The 19,285-nt window shown below is 58.1% G+C and carries 17 protein-coding genes; 11 read left to right on the top strand and 6 right to left on the bottom strand.

What is annotated here, in order from left to right; translation table 11 throughout:
* Positions 1–23 precede the first annotated feature (23 nt).
* The 7 genes from QRN85_RS03610 (at position 24) to QRN85_RS03580 (ending at position 7,283) form a co-directional block, all read left to right on the top strand.
* The gene (locus QRN85_RS03610) at positions 24–1,526 is read left to right on the top strand and encodes a sugar ABC transporter ATP-binding protein (RefSeq protein WP_284757204.1); all 1,503 of its coding nucleotides are present in this window, start codon (positions 24–26) and stop codon (positions 1,524–1,526) included.
* Positions 1,516–2,502 carry an ABC transporter permease gene (locus QRN85_RS03605; protein ID WP_284757205.1) on the top strand — a complete coding sequence of 329 codons (987 nt, stop codon included), beginning with the start codon at positions 1,516–1,518 and terminating at the stop codon, positions 2,500–2,502. Before QRN85_RS03610 ends, QRN85_RS03605 begins: the two co-directional genes overlap by 11 nt.
* A 39-nt stretch (positions 2,503–2,541) precedes the next feature.
* Positions 2,542–3,273, top strand: coding sequence for an SDR family oxidoreductase (locus tag QRN85_RS03600; protein ID WP_284757206.1), 732 nt, complete (start codon positions 2,542–2,544; stop codon positions 3,271–3,273).
* A 66-nt stretch (positions 3,274–3,339) separates the two neighbouring features.
* On the top strand, positions 3,340–4,974 hold the full coding sequence (locus tag QRN85_RS03595; protein WP_284757207.1) for an FGGY-family carbohydrate kinase: 1,635 nt from the start codon (positions 3,340–3,342) through the stop codon (positions 4,972–4,974).
* A gap of 36 nt (positions 4,975–5,010) precedes the next feature.
* Positions 5,011–5,736 (top strand): SDR family oxidoreductase, encoded by a 726-nt coding sequence (locus QRN85_RS03590; protein WP_062587816.1) that lies wholly within the window; start codon positions 5,011–5,013, stop codon positions 5,734–5,736.
* 167 nt (positions 5,737–5,903) lie between these two features.
* Positions 5,904–6,437 carry a cytochrome b gene (locus tag QRN85_RS03585; protein ID WP_284757208.1) on the top strand — a complete coding sequence of 178 codons (534 nt, stop codon included), beginning with the start codon at positions 5,904–5,906 and terminating at the stop codon, positions 6,435–6,437.
* 12 nt (positions 6,438–6,449) lie between these two features.
* A complete protein-coding gene (locus tag QRN85_RS03580) occupies positions 6,450–7,283 on the top strand; it encodes a RibD family protein (RefSeq protein ID WP_284757209.1) in 834 nt (277 codons plus the stop codon).
* Here QRN85_RS03580 and QRN85_RS03575 read toward each other — a convergent pair.
* Genes QRN85_RS03575 through QRN85_RS03560 form a run of 4 tightly spaced genes read right to left on the bottom strand, consistent with a single transcriptional unit; the run spans position 7,212 to position 10,462 of the window.
* Positions 7,212–8,009 carry a class I SAM-dependent methyltransferase gene (locus QRN85_RS03575; protein ID WP_284757210.1) on the bottom strand — a complete coding sequence of 266 codons (798 nt, stop codon included), beginning with the start codon at positions 8,007–8,009 and terminating at the stop codon, positions 7,212–7,214. The genes QRN85_RS03580 and QRN85_RS03575 overlap by 72 nt on opposite strands.
* Positions 8,006–9,052 carry a glycosyltransferase family 4 protein gene (locus QRN85_RS03570; RefSeq protein WP_284757211.1) on the bottom strand — a complete coding sequence of 349 codons (1,047 nt, stop codon included), beginning with the start codon at positions 9,050–9,052 and terminating at the stop codon, positions 8,006–8,008. The genes QRN85_RS03575 and QRN85_RS03570 overlap by 4 nt, the downstream gene beginning before the upstream one ends.
* Complete coding sequence (locus tag QRN85_RS03565) at positions 9,049–9,447, bottom strand: 6-pyruvoyl trahydropterin synthase family protein (protein ID WP_284757212.1); 399 nt, start codon at positions 9,445–9,447, stop codon at positions 9,049–9,051. Before QRN85_RS03565 ends, QRN85_RS03570 begins: the two co-directional genes overlap by 4 nt.
* A 13-nt stretch (positions 9,448–9,460) precedes the next feature.
* Entirely contained in the window at positions 9,461–10,462 is a 1,002-nt protein-coding gene (locus QRN85_RS03560) for a zinc-dependent alcohol dehydrogenase (protein ID WP_284757213.1), read from the bottom strand.
* 154 nt (positions 10,463–10,616) lie between these two features.
* Here QRN85_RS03560 and ribA point away from each other — a divergent pair, with 154 nt between their 5' ends.
* The 3 genes from ribA to QRN85_RS03545 are packed head-to-tail and all read left to right on the top strand — an operon-like array spanning position 10,617 to position 13,262.
* Positions 10,617–11,723 carry a GTP cyclohydrolase II RibA gene (ribA, locus tag QRN85_RS03555; protein ID WP_284757214.1) on the top strand — a complete coding sequence of 369 codons (1,107 nt, stop codon included), beginning with the start codon at positions 10,617–10,619 and terminating at the stop codon, positions 11,721–11,723.
* Between the two features lie 22 nt (positions 11,724–11,745).
* Entirely contained in the window at positions 11,746–12,510 is a 765-nt protein-coding gene (locus QRN85_RS03550; RefSeq protein ID WP_062587804.1) for a CDP-alcohol phosphatidyltransferase family protein, read from the top strand.
* Positions 12,507–13,262 (top strand): FkbM family methyltransferase, encoded by a 756-nt coding sequence (locus tag QRN85_RS03545; RefSeq protein ID WP_284757215.1) that lies wholly within the window; start codon positions 12,507–12,509, stop codon positions 13,260–13,262. The genes QRN85_RS03550 and QRN85_RS03545 overlap by 4 nt, the downstream gene beginning before the upstream one ends.
* Positions 13,263–13,270: 8 nt before the next feature.
* Here the strand turns inward: QRN85_RS03545 and QRN85_RS03540 are convergent, their stop codons facing one another.
* On the bottom strand, positions 13,271–14,188 hold the full coding sequence (locus tag QRN85_RS03540; RefSeq protein ID WP_284757216.1) for a lysylphosphatidylglycerol synthase transmembrane domain-containing protein: 918 nt from the start codon (positions 14,186–14,188) through the stop codon (positions 13,271–13,273).
* Between the two features lie 71 nt (positions 14,189–14,259).
* Here QRN85_RS03540 and QRN85_RS03535 point away from each other — a divergent pair, with 71 nt between their 5' ends.
* A complete protein-coding gene (locus QRN85_RS03535; RefSeq protein ID WP_284757217.1) occupies positions 14,260–15,882 on the top strand; it encodes an LTA synthase family protein in 1,623 nt (540 codons plus the stop codon).
* Between the two features lie 98 nt (positions 15,883–15,980).
* Here QRN85_RS03535 and QRN85_RS03530 read toward each other — a convergent pair whose 3' ends face one another.
* Positions 15,981–19,172, bottom strand: coding sequence for an efflux RND transporter permease subunit (locus QRN85_RS03530; protein ID WP_062587800.1), 3,192 nt, complete (start codon positions 19,170–19,172; stop codon positions 15,981–15,983).
* Positions 19,173–19,285 lie beyond the last annotated feature (113 nt).

Genomic DNA, 19,285 nt, shown 5'->3' with positions numbered 1-19,285 from the left:
CCATGTAATTGCTGGAGGAAACAATGCTCGAACTGAGAGGCATCAAGAAAAGCTTCGGCAAAATCGAGGTCCTGCACGGTGTCGATCTGACGGTGAACGCGGGCGAGGTTCATGCGCTTCTGGGCGAGAACGGCGCTGGCAAGTCAACGCTGACGAAGATCCTGTGCGGCATTCTCAAGCCCAGCGAAGGCGAGATCTGGATCGAAGGAGAGAAGCGCCAGTTTGCCGATTACAACGAGGCCATCAATGCTGGTATCGGCGTGGTTTTCCAGGAGTTTTCGCTGGTTCCCTACCTCAATGCGGTCGAGAACATGTTTCTCGCGCGCGAACTCTGCAATGGTATGGGCTTCATGAAGCGCGCTGCCATGCGCAAGCGTGCTGGCGAAATCATGAAGCAGCTTGGCATCACGATTCCGCTCGGCGTTCCCATTCGCAACCTTTCCGTCGCTGAGCAGCAATTTGTCGAGATCGCAAAGGCACTGGCGCTGGATGCACGCATTCTTGTGCTTGACGAACCAACGGCAACGCTGACACCGACGGAGGTAGAGCACCTCTTCCGTGTCATGAGAAGCCTTCGTGCCCAGGGTGTTTCCATCATTTTCATCTCGCACCATCTGGAGGAAATATTCGAGATTTGCGACCGCATCACGGTGCTCCGCGACGGCGAATATGTCGCCTCCTGCGATGTCGCTGACGTGGACCAGTCGCGGCTTGTCGAGATGATGGTGGGACGCCGGATCGAAAACAGTTTTCCGCCCAAGCCGGTCATTCCCGCTGAGGCCAAGACCGTCCTTGATGTCGAGGAGGTTCAACTTGCCAAAGGTGGCCCCGTGTCCAGCTTTAAACTCCGGCAGGGAGAAATTCTTGGCTTTTCCGGGCTTGTGGGATCAGGGCGGACGGAAACGGCACTCGCCATGCTGGGCGCTTATCCGGCAGCGCGTTGCAAGCTGCGAATGAATGGAGTCGAGATACGCTTTGCCGATCCTTCGGAGGCTCTCGCCGCCGGTATTGGTTTGCTGCCGGAAAGCAGAAAGGAACAGGGGCTTATTACAAGCTTTCCCATCCTCCAAAACGTCTCGCTCAACAATTACGGCAAATATCTCCTCGGCCACTTCTTCATCAACCGCCGCCGCGAATTGAGTGACACCCGCGCTGCGATGCAAAGCGTCCGTGTGAAGGCGCCGCACCCGCATGTGCGGGTCGACACGCTCTCAGGCGGCAATCAGCAAAAGGTCGTGATTGCGCGCTGGATCAACCACAACATGAAGGTACTGATTTTCGATGAGCCGACACGCGGTATCGATGTCGGCGCCAAAACCGAGATTTACCAGCTGATGCGCGAGTTCACCGCGCAGGGCCATTCCATCATCATGATTTCGTCGGAGCTGCCGGAAGTGATCGGCATGTCTGACAGGGTCTGCGTTTTCCGCTCGGGAGGCATTGTCGCCACCGTGGAAGGCGACGCGATCACCTCCGAGACGGTGATGACCCACGCAACAACCGGGAGGACACAACATGTCGCATGATGCTGACGCTATCACCGGCGCGCAAGCGCAACAGGCCGCGACGCCCGTCTGGAAATCCATCATTCACTCGCCGCTGGCCTTGCCATTGGCAGGACTGATCATGGTTTCGCTGCTGATGGGTTTTGCCTCGGATAACTTCTTTTCCGTATCAAATATTCTCAATGTGCTGAGGCAGGTTTCAATCGTGGCGATCCTCGCGGTCGGCATGACCTTCGTCATCCTGACCGGAGGCATTGATCTGTCCGTGGGTGCCGTCATGGCGCTTGCAGGCACAATCGCCGCTGGCTTGATGGTAAAGTTCGGTATGCCAGGCTGGGTGGGTTTGCTTGCGGGTGTCGGCCTCGCCATCGCGCTGGGACTGTTCAACGGGGCGCTGGTTGCCTGGGGACGTATGCCTGCCATCATCGTCACCCTTGCCACCATGGGCATTGCCCGCGGCGCGGGCCTGATCTATTCGGGCGGCTATCCGATCTCCGGCTTGCCCTCCTGGATTTCATGGTTCGGCGTCGGACGTATCGGCATCATCCCAGTTCCGGTCATCGCCATGGTCCTGGTCTACGCGCTGGCCTGGGTCCTTCTGGAACGCACAGCCTTCGGCCGGCATGTCTATGCCATCGGCGGCAACGAGGTGGCTGCGAAACTGTCTGGCGTCAAGACGGGACGCATCAAGCTTGCCGTTTACGTCATCTCCGGTCTGACTGCCGGCCTTGCCGCCATCATTCTGACTGGTCGTCTTATGTCCGGACAGCCGAATGCCGGCGTGGGCTTTGAACTCGACGCCATCGCGGCGGTCGTTCTCGGCGGCACCGCAATTGCGGGCGGACGGGGGCTCATACTCGGAACGCTCATCGGTGCCGTGCTGCTGGGCATCCTCAATAATGGCCTCAACCTCATGGGGATCAACCCATACCTGCAGGACATTATTCGCGGCTTCATCATCCTTCTCGCCATCTACATCGCCCGCGAATGGCGCTGATCGACTACCTCCCAACCTCAAAATCACAGGAGAACCAACATGGCCCAATCACTGGAAGGCAAGATTGCAGTCATTACCGGCGCTGCCTCGGGCATCGGCCTTGCGACCACCGAAAAGCTGCTGGCCAATGGCTGCACCGTCGTCATGGTCGACTGGAACGAGAAAGCCCTGAATGAACTCGCCGCCAAACTCGGCAAAAATGCCATTCCGCAAGTGACCAACCTGCTCGATGCCGAAAGCTGTGCCGCGATGATTCCTGAGGTCCTTGAGAAGGTCGATCATATCGACATTCTCTACTGCAATGCCGGCACCTACATCGGCGGCGATCTCACCGAAACGACGGCAGAAGAAATCGACCGCATGTTGAACCTCAACATCAACGCCGTCATGAAGAATGTCCACGCCGTCGTGCCGCATATGAGCGAACGCAAGACGGGCGACATCATCGTCACAAGTTCAATCGCGGGCCATTTTCCAACCCATTGGGAGCCCGTCTATGCTGGCTCCAAATGGGCAATCACCTGCTTCGTGCAGACGATGCGCCGTCAGATGATCCCGCACGGTGTACGCGTCTCCCAGGTGTCGCCGGGTCCCGTATCATCCGCGCTGCTGGCAGACTGGCCGGAGGAAAATCTCCGCGCCGCCAAGGAATCCGGCAGCATCATCGAGCCGAGCGAAGTCGCTGATGCTGTGGAATATATCCTCACACGCAATCGCAATGTAACGATCCGCGATATGTTGGTGTTGCCGACCAATTTTGATCGCGTCTAAGCTTGAGGAAAGTGTCGTCGCGCCTGTCCTGTGGACACGGCGCGACGAGTTTAACAGGAGGATGTTATGAGTGGATATTTTATTGGCGTCGATGTCGGCACAGCCTCTGCCCGGGCTGGCGTTTTCGATGCTACCGGCACGATGTTGGCCTCGGCCAAGCATGACATCCTGATATTTCGTGACGACAACGGCCATGTGGAGCAATCGAGCGCTCAGATATGGGATGCGGTGTGCGCCGCCGTTCGCGACGCCGTGGATGCAGCCGGAGTTGATGCTGCCTCTGTTGTCGGCCTTGGTTTTGATGCGACCTGCTCCTTGGTGGTCGAGGGCGCAAATGGCGGGGTGGGTGATAAAGCTTACCCTGAACGCGATATCATCGTCTGGATGGATCATCGGGCCATCGGGCAGGCTCGACGTATCAACCAGATGGGCCATGCCGTTCTGTCCTATGTCGGCGGCGTTATCTCGCCAGAAATGCAGACACCCAAACTCCTTTGGCTCAAGGAGAACCGGGAGGAGATTTATACAAGCGCCCGCAATTTCTTCGACCTCACGGACTTCCTGACCTGGAAGTCCACGGGCGCACTGGAGCGTTCCTCCTGCACGGTCACCTGCAAATGGACCTATCTCGCTCATGAGAACCGCTGGGACGAAGACTATTTCGCAAAGATAGGCTTGGGCGACCTTTCCGCCGATGGCTTCAGGCGGATCGGTGCGCGTGTCGTTCCTCCCGGCACGCCGCTTGGCGCGGGGCTGAACGATGATGCAGCCATGGCAATGGGCTTGCGCCCCGGCACCGCCGTCGGAGCAGGGCTCATCGACGCCCATGCTGGCGGTATCGGTACCGTCGCTGCTCGTGGCGGCGCAGAAAATCCCGCTGCCTGCCTGGGTTATGTCTTTGGTACGTCATCCTGCACGATGACGACCACAACGGAGCCAGTCTCCGTTCCCGGCGTGTGGGGGCCATACTACTCCGCCATGGTGCCCGGCATGTGGCTCAATGAAGGTGGCCAGTCCGCCGCTGGCGCTGCGATCGACCAGTTGCTCAGCCTCCACCCCTATGCCGACAAGGCAAGAACCAATGCAGGACAAGAAGGCCTTGGATTGCCGCAGTGGCTGGCGGCAAAAGCGCTGGCATCTGTCGATGAGCCATCCAACGCCGCTTTCGTTGCGGGACAGTTGAACGTCGTTCCGGAGTTTCTCGGCAACCGCGCCCCCTTCGCCGATCCCGCCGCGCGTGCTGTCGTTATGGGTCTGGGAATGGAAACCGGTGTTGACAGTCTGGTCTCACTCTATGTCGCCGGGCTGTGCGGCCTTGGTTACGGTCTGCGCCAGATCATCGACACACAGGCCAGACATGGCGTGTCCATCTCGTCCATTTCGGTCTCTGGCGGTGCCGGCACTCACAGGCTCACCCGTCAAATCCTGGCAGATGCAACCGGAATTCCTGTTGAAGTAACCGCATGCCCCGAGCCGGTGCTGTTGGGTTCGGCCATGCTGGCTGCCGTTGCTGCGGGAACATATCCGGATTTGCAAACCGCAATGCCCGCCATGTCCAGTGTTTCGGGTCGAAGTGAACCGGCCTCTGGCCCCGTCCGGGCTTTGCATGAAGCACGCTACAAGGCCTTCCTCAAAATTCAGGAAATTGCGCGAGAGGTGCGGGACGACATAGAACCGCTTTTGACCGCAGGCTCTCATTAATCCGCTGCAATACATGCATATCAGGAGGAGTATATAATGCAGTTTTCAGGCAAATCTGTCATCATCACCGGCGCGGGCAAGGGCATCGGTCGCGCCTGCGCCAGAACCATGGCGGAGCGTGGAGCCGAAGTCATCGCGCTGAGCCGGACTGCGTCGGATCTCGACAGTCTTCGCGCTGAAATCGGCGGGCGCTCTGTGGTCGTGGATCTTGCCGATCCGGCTGCGACTCGTCGGGCAATGGCACAGGCCGGAACGGCGGATTTCCTTATCAACAGCGCGGGCATCAATGTGCTGGAATCCAGTTTCGACATGACGGAAGCAGGCTACGACGCCGTCATGGGCATCAACCTACGGGCAGCCCTCATCACCTGCCAGGAATTTGGACGCGCGCGGGTTGCCGCGGGCGGCGGCGGTGCCATCGTCAACATCACGTCGATTGCCGGGCACCGTGGCTTTGCCGAACATCTGTGCTACGCCGCCTCAAAGGCAGGTCTGGAGGGGGCGACCCGCGTTCTTGCCAAGGAGTTTGGCCCGCACGGCATCCGCGTCAACGCCGTAGCGCCAACCATAACACTCACCGAACTCGCCATGGCCGCATGGAGCGACCCGGTAAAATCCCAGCCGATGATGGTCCGTCACCCGGTCGGTCGTTTTGCCGAAGTAGACGATGTCGCACGCACGATCGCCGCTGTGCTGTCGTCAGATATGGCCATGGTCAATGGCGCCGTTCTGAGCGTGGATGGTGGCTTCCTGGCCGTATGAGCTTCTGATGCGCCAGACTAAGCAAGGGTTGAAGCCAAAGTTCTGCAGGTCTTCAGATTAATCGAAGCGTCAGAAGGGCCCTGATTTCCGAAGGCTCTTTTCCGTCCTCGTAAAGCGTCTCCTCTCCCGGTATGATGTGGCTCGTCAATTCCTGGAGGAGGAAGATGATGGCCGATAACTCGACATACCAGTTGCCGAAATATAGTGGTGTCTCACGGGCTCTTCACTGGATTGTGGCCCTGTTGGTGTTCATGACCTGGCCGATGGGGCTTATGATCGGCTTCGTAAAGGACGAGGTGAAACTCGATTTTTATCTCGTCCATGAAAGTCTGGGCTTTCTCGTGCTTTGGATCATGCTGCTGAGGGTTGGCGCCCGGCTATATGCGCCGGCCCCTCCTATTCAGGGGAGTTTTGGCGAGCGCGTCGCCGCACATACGGTCCACGGTCTCATCTACATGTTTCTGATCATAATGCCGGTGTCGGGCTTTCTCGCCACCAACGCCCACGGCTTTCCATTGCAATGGTTCGGTTTGTTTCCTGTCTGGAGCCCGATTGAGAAATCTCCCCAGATAGCTCCGCTTCTGTCAACGATGCATGAGTGGAGCGCATGGATCGTTTTGGTGCTTTTCGCGTTACACCTGTTGGCGGTCATCTTTCACCATGTGATCCGCCGGGATACCACGCTTTACCGTATTCTCTAGACTGGGACGTCGATGCGCAATCTTCACATGACTGACAGGCTCTGGAACCGGCTTCTTTCAATTCGCAATGGCGCGGATGCTCTAAGAAGAACCGAGGCAGAGGCGGCAATGACGCTGTATGGACCAGTTGCTTCCGCTCGCGGCGGGTTTGTTCTGGCACAGGTCGGTCAATCGCTGGACGGCCGGGTAGCGACCCCAAGCGGGGACGCCCGGGACATATCCGGGCCTGACGGTCTGGCTCACCTCCATCGTTGTCGCGCATTGGTGGATGCCGTCATCGTTGGCATTGGCACCGTGCAGAATGATAACCCCCGATTGTCGGTGAGGGAGGTCAGTGGGCCGAGCCCAACACGCGTCGTTATCGACTGCCGCGGAGAGCTCACAGGCGACGAAGGCCTGTTCCACGATGGCGGCGCGCCGGTCATCGTTATCCAGGGACATGACGCGCAAAAAACGATGCATAGCGCCGATGTGGTACAGCTCGCTCGCGGAGCCGCTGGTCTTGATCCTAACGACATACTTGAAAGTCTTTCCCAGCGGGGCTTGAAACGCATTCTTGTGGAGGGTGGCGCAAGGACAATTGCCCGCTTCATCGACGCCAACCTCGTCGATCGGCTTCACGTCGCAATCGCACCTGTCATCATCGGGTCCGGCCCCTGCGGCATCTCGCTGCCGCCTATAGCCCAACTCTGCAACGCCCACCGACCCGCCGCCGAGGTCTATTCGCTCGGCAGCGACGTTTTGTTTGACTGTCGCCTTAAATCGGAGGACCGGTCAGAGGTTCGGAAAGGCGAGAAGATCCGTATGGCCGACGATGCATACGCTATCGTCGCTGCCAATCTGTGACAGACGGAAGTCAAGCCACTCACTGAATGCCGCCTCTTCGATGTTGCCAATCTCGAGGATTGGCCGCTTCAGGCCTGCCAGAAAAGCCATTTGCAGTTCGGCCATGTCGCCGCGCAGCTGCCAGGGACTCGTGGCCACGCTAACGGAAAATCCGCTCGCCTCAAATAGGGAAGACAGGTGGTCGGTTGCGTCTGGGCCAAGTGCCGGGCCGAGCCCCTTGTCGAAGTGCTGATGGCGGTTGAAGGCCTCTACCACCTGCTCATCGAAGGGGTGTCGAACCGTCCACTGCATTTGGCCGTCATAATTAAGAGCAGCGTAGAGCCCGATGTTCCGACCGACAAGCTGTGCTGCAAACCGGTCGCTAAATTGTGCCGAGCAAAGGTCAAAGAGAGCCGATGCCGTCACCATTGACACACCATCGAGCACGGCATCGTCCAGCTGATTGAGATTTCGGCAGAGAAACTCGATGCCGTCCTTTTCACCGATCTGCCGTTTTGCTTCTTCCAGCAGGGTAGCCTCATAGTCGAGAAGCTTCCAGGTCGCGTCCGGCAATGCAGGGGCGAGTGTCCGATAGGTCGATCCTGTCCCGCATCCGATGTCCAGGATAGTCCGCGGCGGCGGCGCGGAGGATATGTACCTGTTAAAGCTCTGCAGGAGTGACAGTGATCGCGCGTCACGGTCTGCCGGCTCCCTGAGTGTCAGCCAGTCCTTGTCGAAGCCACTCATGCCAATGCTTTCAATCTGTTAGAGATGATTTCTGAGGTTTCTTCCCAACTCGGTAACAGCTTGCCCGCGCGCGCTGCGGCCTCCGCGCGACGTGCCCGCTCCTGGCTGTCGGTCAGCAATGTCCGGATGGCAGCTGCTGTTGCGTCTATGTCGTCAACTGGCACCAAGATTCCCGCGTCGCTCGGTACGACATCCGGCACCGCACCTGCCTTGCAGGCAACGATTGGCAGGCCGTAGGCCAACGCTTCGGCAAAGACCATGCCATAGCCCTCGTAGCGGCTCGCCAAAGCGAAAATGTCTGCCTGGGTATAGAATGGTCCAAGCTCGTCAAATTCGCCAGCCAGAATGATGCGGTCCGATAGCTTTGCGGCTTCGATCTGCTGGGCAAGGGCAGTCGCTACGGCGGGATCCAGATGCGGACTACCGACAATCGTCGTGCGCCATTCGAGATCTTCGAGCTTTTTCAGCGCAGCGATGAAAACGTCATGCCCCTTGCGTCTGGTGAGGGACCCGACAGAAAGGATATACGGAATATCGTTCCGCGTCTTGCTCTCGGAAGCTGGCTTTACGGTGCCGGGAACAGCCACGGTAATTTTGTCAGCGGCGACGCCAAAATTCTTCGCCAGTTCACCTGCTGTCATCGGTGACGTCACGATGACGTGTTGCGTGGCGGCCAACGCCGCTGTCTCGCTCCTGCGCAGAGGGGCCTGCTGCGCCTCAGTCAAACCTGTCTCAAGGGCAAGAGGGTGATGGACAAGCGCGACGATTTTAAGCCGCCCCGCTTCTCTCTGTGCCCATTCATCCATCACACCGAAAGCAAGGCCATCGATCAGGACGAGGGCGCCGTCTTCCAACGCCGAAAGCCGTGCTTCCGCCTCATGAAGCGCCTCAGCCGATGGAGAGGGAAAGCCCTCGCCGAGGGCTAGAAGCTCGACATTCCAGCCCAGCTCTCTCAGACCCTTGACGATTTCCCGGTCATAACCATATCCGCCGGTCTTCAGGTTCAGGTTCCCGGGATAGGCGAGAGTGAGATTTGGTCTCAAAGGTCTGCCTCGTACCAGCCGCGTGCAGCGTGAGATTCATGCAGCGTGACTTTGATGCGCGCGATCCGGTGACTGCCGGGACCGAGACGTTTGTCTGCCACGGCTCCGGAAAGCTCGTCGAAAATATGCTTGGCGATGACCTCAGTCGTGCTGATTTTGCCTTTGAAAACATCCAGTTCGTCGAGGTTCTGATAGTTCAGAGGTTTGAGGACTTCCGAAAGGACAGTCGTTGCCGCTCCAATGTCCACCGCAAGTCCATCTTCGTCCACATCCTTGGTGAAAAACGCTGCATCAACGACGAAGGTCGCGCCGTGCATACCTTGGGCCGGGCCGAAAACGGGGCGTGGAAGGCTATGGGCGATCATGATGTGATCTCTGACTTCGACTGCGAACATGGTCTCTCTTTCTTCAGTAATGGATGCGGTGGCAAAGCGTGTCCTGTGATGACAGGATACGTGGGTAATCGCCCGCCAGATCAGCAAAGGCTGTCTCGCCGGAAATCAGGTGGTCGAGTGTGTCGTCGAGGAGGAGTTCAAGTGCTTTCGCCATTCGCCGGCCGAACGTCCAACGCGCGCTGTGTAATTTGGGAATGGAACCGACCTGCGAACTCACGAGCGAAAGCCGTCTGGAGTGAAAGCTGCCGCCCAGCGGGATCGTGACGGATTTGTCGCCGTACCAGCTGGCCTCCACGATGCGCGCTTCCATTCCTGCATGATGGATGGCCTGCGCAAGTGCTTCGCCGGATGCCGAAGCATTGATGAGGACGTCGAATTCCCCCTCCAGATTTTCGGCCTCTATGAAGGCTAAACCCATGGCTTTTGCGTGATGACGACGCTCTGGGTTGGTATCGACAAGGACAGTTTCCGTCCCTGCAATCCGGTTGGAGAGATTGGCGACCATTGTGCCCACAACACCACCGCCAAAGACCGCAACGCGGTCTCCGGGTTGAATGACAGCATCCCACACGATGTTGAGCGCCGTTTCCATATTGGCGGCGAGCACGGCCCGAGCGGGCGGAAGCTTCTCCGGCAATGCAGTGACCATGTCCTTCGCCGTAACGAAGGCGTTCTGGTGAGGGTGAAGACAGAAGACGGTCTTGCCGACCACGTCGGCTGGCCCTTCTTCCACAATCCCGACGGAGGAATAACCGTATTTGACGGGAAACGAAAAGTCGCCTTCCATATGGGGGCCACGCATTCTCTCAAATTCGGTGCTGGGCACGGCGCCCTTGAACACCAGCGCTTCCGTACCCCTGCTGATACCGGTGTAAAGAGTGCGTACGAGCACCTCATTATCGCGGCGTTGCCTGAGCTGCTCCTCTTTCAATTCACAATATTCTGCGCGCTCGATCCAAAGTGCCCGGCATGGGGTGTGTCCGGACTGTGTGGCGGTGCCGATAGGAGATGCCAAAAGGGTGATCCCGATTAATGCGTGTTGAATGGAGCGTATTGCCGAGACGCGCGTTTTGTTCCGTGGTCACTGCCAAAATAAATTTATGACGCGAGAGAAATCCAGATGCGATCCTCTCCGTAAAAAACAATAAAGCTTAGGGAGAGTATGTCATATGCCGCCAATCAACCAGTCAGCTTTCCGACTTGCAACTCCTGAGATGGAGGTCGAACGCGCCGTTGCTGAGCTTCGCTACGGTCGCCCTGTCCTCATGTCATCAGGTGAACGAAAGATCGCCGTCATGGCACTCGACGCTGTCACGCCGTCTTTATACGATCAGTTCGCCGAGGCAACGAGGGACACGCACTCACTGCTCCTCACTGCGCCCCGCGCCACCCGGCTCGGCATTGTCGGCAACGGCGACATATTGGCGCCCCTCGCTGGTGTGAGTTTTGAGCAGGCGTCCACTTTCTCTTATGTGCTCGGCGCGGACAAGCCGGACACATGGATGGAGGCAGATGAGCTGGCGTCGCAAACAGCAGAGCTGGCAAGGACAGCTCTCCTTCTCCCCGCAATGGTGTTGGCCGACGTTTCGGCTTTCCAGGACGATTTTGCCGGATGCTGTGAGGTATCCGCTGCACGGCTGAAGGGTGCGGAGACAGCGCGTCAGCGCTTCGAACAGGTGGTGCGCACCCGGGTCCCTCTCAAGGATCTTGGAGATTCCGAATTTGTCGTCTTCCGCGGCGGTCTTGCCCAGAAGGACCAGGTTGCAGTCATTGTTGGCAAACCCGACGTGTCACGAACGGTACCAATCCGTATCCACTCGTCCTGCATCACGGGCGATCTCTGCGGCTCCTTGAAGTGCGATTGCGGCGATCAGCTTCGTAACGGTCTGGCCCTGTTGAAACAGGCGGGCGGCGGCGTGCTCCTTTATCTCGATCAGGAAGGACGCGGCACCGGCATTGGCGCAAAAATGCGTGCCTATGGCTATCAGCATCAGGGCCTGGATACGATTGACGCTGACGCCGAACTCGGTCTGGCAGACGATCACCGACGCTATGAAGCGGCGGTCGCAATTCTCCGCCATTTGAACATCACCAAGGTCGCGGTCTATACGAACAATCCAACGAAGATCAACGGGCTGAGGGCAGGTGGTATCGAAGTCGATGCCCGCGCTGCGGTAAATGGTACGGTGACCCTGGAAAACCAGAACTACCTTCGTACCAAAACACTACGTGCTGGTCACCTCATGGATCTCAATGCATTGGTTGCGGCCGAGTGAATGCGGTCGTAGGGAGGACTGAATGGCACTGATCCATGGTGAGGTACCTGGCGGCCTCAAGGGAAGACGGCCGCTTGTGCAAAACACGCTCGGGCATCTTGGCTATTTGATGCTCGGAACAATCATCGTCGCGCTACTGGTTCGCACCGAAATGTCTCTCGGATGGGACTTCGTCGCGGCCGCCATCCTTTCTCTATCCATCGTTTTCGGCTTTGTCGTATATCTTCTGCCGGATTATCCGCATCGACGGTTTGGATACGCGAACATCGTCACAGCGTTTCGGGCCACGCTTGTCTGCCTCACCGGCGCTACCGTCCTGTGTTTCGAAAGCCTGCACAACGCCGACACGGTTCTCTGGATACTCGTTGGCGTCGTTGCGCTTGCACTCTCGCTGGATGGCATAGATGGCTATCTCGCACGGCGATATCATCAGGAATCGGAACTCGGCGCTCGCTTCGATATGGAGGTGGATGCTCTACTTATCCTCATCCTCTCTGTCGCCGCTGCAATGCTGGATAAAGCCGGCGCTTGGGTGCTCATGATAGGGCTCATGCGATACGCTTTCGTCGCTGCAGGCTGGGTTGCACCCTTTCTCAGCGCTGATTTGCCACCTTCACTCAGACGAAAATTCGTTTGCGTCGTACAGGTGTCGGTCCTCTGCCTGATACTCGTTCCGGCAGTAACGGTGCCATTGTCCGGCTATCTTGCGGCTATCGCCCTCGCCATGCTGGCCTATTCCTTTACACTGGATATTGTCTATCTCACACGGCGGCGGGTGGGCATATGAAAACTGCCGACAGCCTCTCTTCATCGTTGGGACTCGCTCGTTCCCTCGTCGTCTATTATGGCCAGCCATGGCGACGATACGCACTGAAACGCTTTTACCGTTCTCTTGTCGCTCCCGGTGAACTCGCATTTGATATCGGCGCTCACGTTGGCAGCCGCTCGCGGACGCTCTTAGACATCGGTGCCAAAGTCGTGGCAATCGAGCCGCAGCCTTTGTTCGCTGATTTCGTGGAGCGACGTCTTGGCCAGGAGCTTGAGGGTTTCGAACGTGTAGCGGTTGGTCGGCGGCAGGGCGAGGTGGAACTGTTGATTTCCAGCCGCCATCCCACCGTGACAAGTGTTTCGGGAAGCTTTGTCGATGCCGTAAAGCAAAGTGCAGGCTTTGCCCACGTCGAATGGGATCGGAAAGTTACCGTGCCCATGAAAACGCTGGATGACCTCATTGATACATATGGCCTGCCAGCCTTTTGCAAGATCGATGTGGAGGGCGCGGAAGCGGAAGTGCTTTCCGGTCTCACGAGGCCGATCAATCTCGTTGCTTTCGAATATATTCCCGCAATGCCGTCCGTTGCATCTGAGGCCATCGCTGTTTTGCAGGCACTTGCCGACTACCGGTTCAATCGCGTTGAGGGTGAAACGCATCGGTTTGTATCTCCGGATTGGAAAACCGGCGCAGAGATCCTCGCGGAACTGAAAGCGATGCCGCAAGACGCTTTATCGGGCGATGTCTACGCCAGGGTCAGCCGCGCGTGAAATCGGTGTCACGCATGGCTTGGCCGCTTTCGAAAGGCAGCCGCTGCGAGAAAGACGATTCCCGGCGCTGCTCCCGCAAGCGACAGCCATCCGTAGGTAATGCTGGCGGCAAGTCCGTCGACGGACGATGCGCCGAGCATGGGCCAGAGCGCCATGGCCGCTGCCTCGCGTGTCCCCCATCCCCCGAAGCCGGTTGGTATCAACATCGCAACGAGGCAGAAGGGGATGATCGTGAGACACGCAGTCCAGGGCAAGTCAGATCCTGTAGCCGTCGCGGCGATAAAGAATACACCTACGTAGCTGGCAAGAATGGCGATGCTTGTGACTGCCTGAAAAAGCCAAGCCCTTCGCCGAAGAAAGACCTCCAAAAGCTCTTCACTGAGCGTGCCTATGACCGCTCCCTTACGCTTCACCAGAAGTACAACGATCAAAGCGATCGCGCTCAACGCGACGCCGACGCAGACATAATGATTGGTATACTGGCCGAAACTGCTCGTGGTCACGAATGGCCAGACAGCGAGCCCAATCAATGCCAGCCCGAAAAACACGATCTGGCCGGACAGTCTTTCAAAAAGAACCGCCTTAGCGGGTTGCCTCCAGGCCCCAGGTTCATCGCCACGCATTCTCCACGCTCTTATGGCATCGCCCGTCACTCCTCCGGGCAGAGTTTGGTTGAGAAAGCTTGCGACGTAATATTCCCGGATTGCCATCGGCAGCGCTATGTGATGCCCCAGCCGCTGGGAGGTAAACCGCCACCGCAACGCCGAGACGATAATCTGCACCTGCACCAATCCGAGACAGGCGATGATCGCTACCCACGAGATGCGCGACAGAGATTGCTCGAGTGCCGACAGATCAGTCTGGACGATAATAGCGGCAAGCGCGATCAGCGTTATGACCGATATTATTATGCGCAGTGTGTTCAAGCGTTGAGGCCCTTATATTCTCTGCGGTTATTTAGCAGACCTTTGCATAACATAGTGAGGAGCGGATCGAAGTGAGCAGCACAATCAGGGCAGGATGGGATCACATTACCTTGAAAGCGTTGATTGGCGCTCTACTATTCTCTGCAACCGCGTTTGTCGCCTTCACGCTGCCTGACCATCCAGACACCCTAAGTGCAAGCAACTTCGCCCGCCTGCCGCTGGAATGGCCTCTCATCGCTCTTCTGGTGCTGATATCGCGGGGATGGCTCAGACGTACAATTGTCTTTGTCTCCGGCTTCATCGTTTTTCTCGTCTTGTTGTTGAAGGTCGCAGATATCGGCGTCCAGAGCGCCTTTCAGAGACAGTTCAATCCTTATCTCGATTTGAAGATGCTGACCGATGGCTGGAACCTGATTTCCGGTACGATAGGCACTGCAGCAGCCGTTGTCGCTCTGATTTGCGGTGCACTCCTCATCCTTCTGGTGGCAGCCCTGTTTCTCAAGTCGTTGAAGTGGATGACCCAAGCCCCGCAACGCCTGCTGCACCTGCTGGCTGGAACCTTTGCCCTCGTCACGGCTGCATCTGGCTGTCTGCTTTTGCTCGGAGCGCCACAGGTCACGTTCGCAACGCCCGCCTACCTTTCTTCCAGGCTCGACCTTATTGTCCGCTCTGTTGCGGATATGCGGGTCTTTGAAAAGGAACTGGCAAAGGGCATCGGTCCGCAAAACGGGCAAAACCTCTTTCAAGCCGTGAAGGGCAAGGACATCTACGTTATTTTTGTGGAATCCTACGGGCGATCTGCCGTCGAGGATTCGCAATATAAAGACGTAACGTCGCCAAGGCTCGCCGCCATCGAGAAGCAAATCCAAGCGGTCGGTCTCCAGTCTGCCAGCGGCTGGATCACGTCTCCAACAGTGGGCGGGTTAAGCTGGCTGGCGCACGGCACGTTGCTGTCCGGCCTTTGGGTCGATAGTCAGGCCCGTTACGACCGATTGATGATCAGCCGACAACCGAGCCTGAACCGGCTGTTTTCTGAAGCTGGCTGGCACAGTGTGGCAGTCATGCCTGCAATCACGATGGCATGGCCGGAGGCCAACTATTTCGGCTATGACCAGATCCTGGCGGCATCTGACCTCGACTATCGGGGCAAGCCGTTCAACTGGGTCACCATGCCGGATCAGTATACCCTGTCTGCGCTTGATCGGCTGGCGATAAAGCCTGCGCATCAGCGCGGGCAGAACGTCATGGCAGAAATTGCCCTCATTTCCAGCCACGCGCCTTGGACACCAGTGCCCAGACTCATTGATTGGAACGAGGTGGGCGATGGCTCAGCTTTCGACGAGCAGGCAACCAGCGGCGATCCTCCCTCCGTAGTCTGGGCCAATCCCGATCGTGTGAGACGGCAATATATCCAGACCATCGATTATTCCCTTGCAACCCTTGGAGATTTCATGGCGCGGCAGGGACGGGGCGCCATCTATATCATCCTTGGAGATCACCAGCCCGCATCCATCATTACCGGCCCCGGCGCATCCAGAGCCGTCCCTGTACATATCGTCGCGGACGACGCGAAGCTTCTGGCCCCGTTTCTGGAGGCTGGCTTCACGGATGGCATGACGGTATCTGGAGCGAGAGGTGAACCGCGAATGGATGAGTTACGCAGCCTACTGCTTGGCGCATTTGGCGGGATGTGAGCTGCGGCCCGTCTCTCAGCCCAGAAAGACTGGCCGGCGTTCAAAACAAAAGCCCCGGAACGTCTTGTCCCGGGGCTTGGTTTTTCATGATTCAGCAATCAAACGGCTTCGTGCATCTTATAGTCGGTATTGGCAGGTTCTTCCTTGTGCTGGATCAGCGGGCGGTTGCCGGAGAGTTTTCGGACCAGGACGTAGAAGACCGGTGTCATGAAGATGCCGAAGATCGTGACGCCGATCATGCCGGAGAACACGGCGACACCCATGGCCGAGCGCATTTCCGCACCAGCACCGGTGGAGATGACCAGCGGCACCACGCCCATGATGAAGGCGAGTGACGTCATCAGGATCGGGCGCAGGCGAAGGCGGCTTGCTTCGATGGCTGCGGCAACCGGCGAGCGGCCTTCGAACTCCAGTTCCCGGGCGAATTCCACGATCAGGATCGCGTTTTTCGCCGATAGTCCTACAAGGACGATGAGGCCGATCTGGGTGAAGATGTTGTTGTCACCTCCTGTCAACCAGACGCCCGTCATGGCCGCCAGCACGCCCATGGGCACGATCATGATGATGGCGAGCGGCAATGTGAGGCTTTCATACTGCGCGGCAAGCACCAGATAGACCAGCAGCAGAGCGAGCGGGAAGACGAGGAAACCCGAGCTTCCGGCAAGGATCTGCTGATAGGTCAGATCCGTCCACTCGTAAGCGATACCCGATGGCAAGGTCTCGTTGGCGATGCGTTCTATGGCTGCCTGCGCTTCGCCGGAAGAGAAGCCCGGTGCAGGACCGCCATTGATATCGGCAGAGAGGAAGCCATTGTAGCGGGTGGTCCGCTCAGGTCCTGTTGTTGCATCCACCTTCAGCAGTGCCGAGAGTGGTATCATCTGTCCATTCGACGAGCGAACCTTCAACTGGCCGATATCTTCCGCCTGCGAACGGAACTTCGCGTCAGCCTGTACCCGCACGCTGTAGGTGCGACCAAAGGCATTGAAGTCGTTGACGTAGAGAGAGCCGAGATAGATCTGCAGCGTCTCGAAAACATCGGTGACGGAAACGCCGAGTTGCTCGGCCTTGGCGCGGTCCAGATCCGCATAAAGCTGCGGCACGTTGATCTGGAAGCTGGAGAACAGACCGGCCAGTTCAGGCGTCTGATAGGCTTTCGCAAGGAAGGCCTTGGTCACCTCGTCCAGCTGCTGGTATCCGAAGCCCGCCCGGTCTTCGATCTGCAGCTTGAAACCGCCCGTTGTGCCAAGACCGTTAACCGGCGGTGGCGGGAACATGGCGATGAAAGCATCCTGAACGGCGCCGAATTTCTGGTTCAGTGCCATGGCAATGGCGCCGCCCGATAGTTCCGGTGTCGTGCGCTCCTCGAACGGGCTCAAGGCCACGAAGACGACGCCCGCATTGGAGCTGTTGGTGAAGCCGTTAATGGATAGGCCAGGAAACGCAATCGCATGTTCGACACCAGGCTGCTGCATGGCGATGTCGCTCATGCGCTTGATGACATCTTCCGTGCGATCAAGACTTGCGGCATCCGGCAGCTGGGCAAAGCCGATCAGATACTGCTTGTCCTGCGCGGGCACGAAGCCGCCGGGAACGGCATTGAACATGCCATAGGTCGCGCCAGCGAGAACCACATAGACCAGCATCACGATGCTCTTGCGATTGAGCAAGCCGCCGACGCTCCTGCCGTAACCATTCGAGGCCGCACCAAAGGCACGGTTGAAGCCACGGAAGAAGCCGCCAAGCACCTTGTCCATCCCACGGGTCAGCCAGTCCTTAGGCGCATGGTGATCCTTGAGAAGCAAGGCAGCCAGCGCTGGAGACAGCGTCAAAGAATTGATGGCCGAGATGACGGTCGAAATCGCAATCGTCAAGGCGAACTGGCGGTAGAACTGGCCCGACAGACCCGAGATGAAGGCAAGCGGCACGAAGACGGCGACCAGCACCAGCGCGATGGCGATGATGGGGCCGGAGACTTCCTTCATGGCGCGGTAGGTCGCATCGCGGGGAGACAGGCCGTTCTCGATATTGCGCTCGACGTTTTCCACCACCACGATGGCGTCGTCCACCACGATGCCGATGGCAAGCACCAGACCGAAGAGGCTGAGTGCATTGATCGAGAAGCCGAAGACATACATCACCGCGAATGTGCCGATGATGGATACGGGGACGGCAATGAGCGGGATGATCGAGGCGCGCCATGTCTGGAGGAACAGGATGACGACGATGACGACAAGCGCGATGGCTTCCAGCAGGGTGTCGATGACCTTGTCGATGGAGGCGCGGACGAATTGCGTCGTATCGTAGACGATCTCGTATTTCACGCCGTTTGGCATGGCCTTCTGCAGATCCTGCATGGTCGCCGAAACCTGATCCGAGATGGTAATCGCGTTGGAGCCGGGCGCCTGGAAGACGGGAATGGCCACGGCAGATTCGCCATCCAGCAGCGAGCGCAGCGCGTAATCGGCTGCACCCAGTTCTACGCGGGCAACGTCACGAAGGCGGGTAATTTCACCATTCGCACCGCTTTTGACGATGATGTTACCAAATTCCTCCGGTGTCGAAAGGCGTCCTTGAGCGTTGACGTTCAGCTGAAGATCAACGCCGTTAAGGCTTGGCGAGGCACCGATCGTGCCGGCCGCGGCCTGCACGTTCTGCTCGCGGATGGCGTTGCTGATGTCGCTGGCGGCAAGATTATGCTCAGCCGCCTTTTGCGGATCGATCCACACGCGCATGGAATAGTCGCCGGCACCGAAAATCTGCACCTGGCCAACACCTTCGATGCGCGCCAGACGGTCCTTGATGTTGAGGACGGCGTAGTTGCGCAGATAGGTCAGGTCATACTGATTGCCGGGTGACACCAGATGCACGACCATCATCAGGTCGGGCGAGCTTTTGACGGTCGAGACGCCAAGGCTTCTGACTTCGGCGGGCAGGCGAGGTTCTGCCTGCGAAACACGGTTCTGGACCAGCTGTTGCGCCTTGTCCGGGTCCGTGCCCAGCTTGAAGGTGACGGTCAGCGTCATGACGCCGTCCGAAGTCGCCTGGCTGGACATGTAGAGCATGTCTTCTACGCCGTTGATCTGCTCTTCAAGCGGTGTTGCAACCGTTTCAGCAATGACCTTCGGGTTGGCGCCAGGGTAGGTGGCGCGCACGACGATGGAAGGTGGCACGACTTCCGGATATTCGGAAATCGGAAGCGCGCGCATGCCGATAAGGCCAGCGACCACGATAAGGACCGATAGGACGCCGGCAAAGACCGGCCGGTCTACGAAAAATCTGGAGATGTTCATGATTTAGCCCTCTCCGGGTGAAAATCTGGACGCGAAGGACCGCTCCGGCGGCAATTGCCACCGGCAGGTCTTCGTTTCCTGTTCTGATCAATGGGGACGGCGGACCCCTTGGG

It is taken from the genome of Agrobacterium sp. fls2-241-TYG-188a (assembly GCF_030209845.1).
Note: the sequence above shows the minus strand (reverse complement) of the source record. Positions and strands in the feature narration are given on the sequence as shown.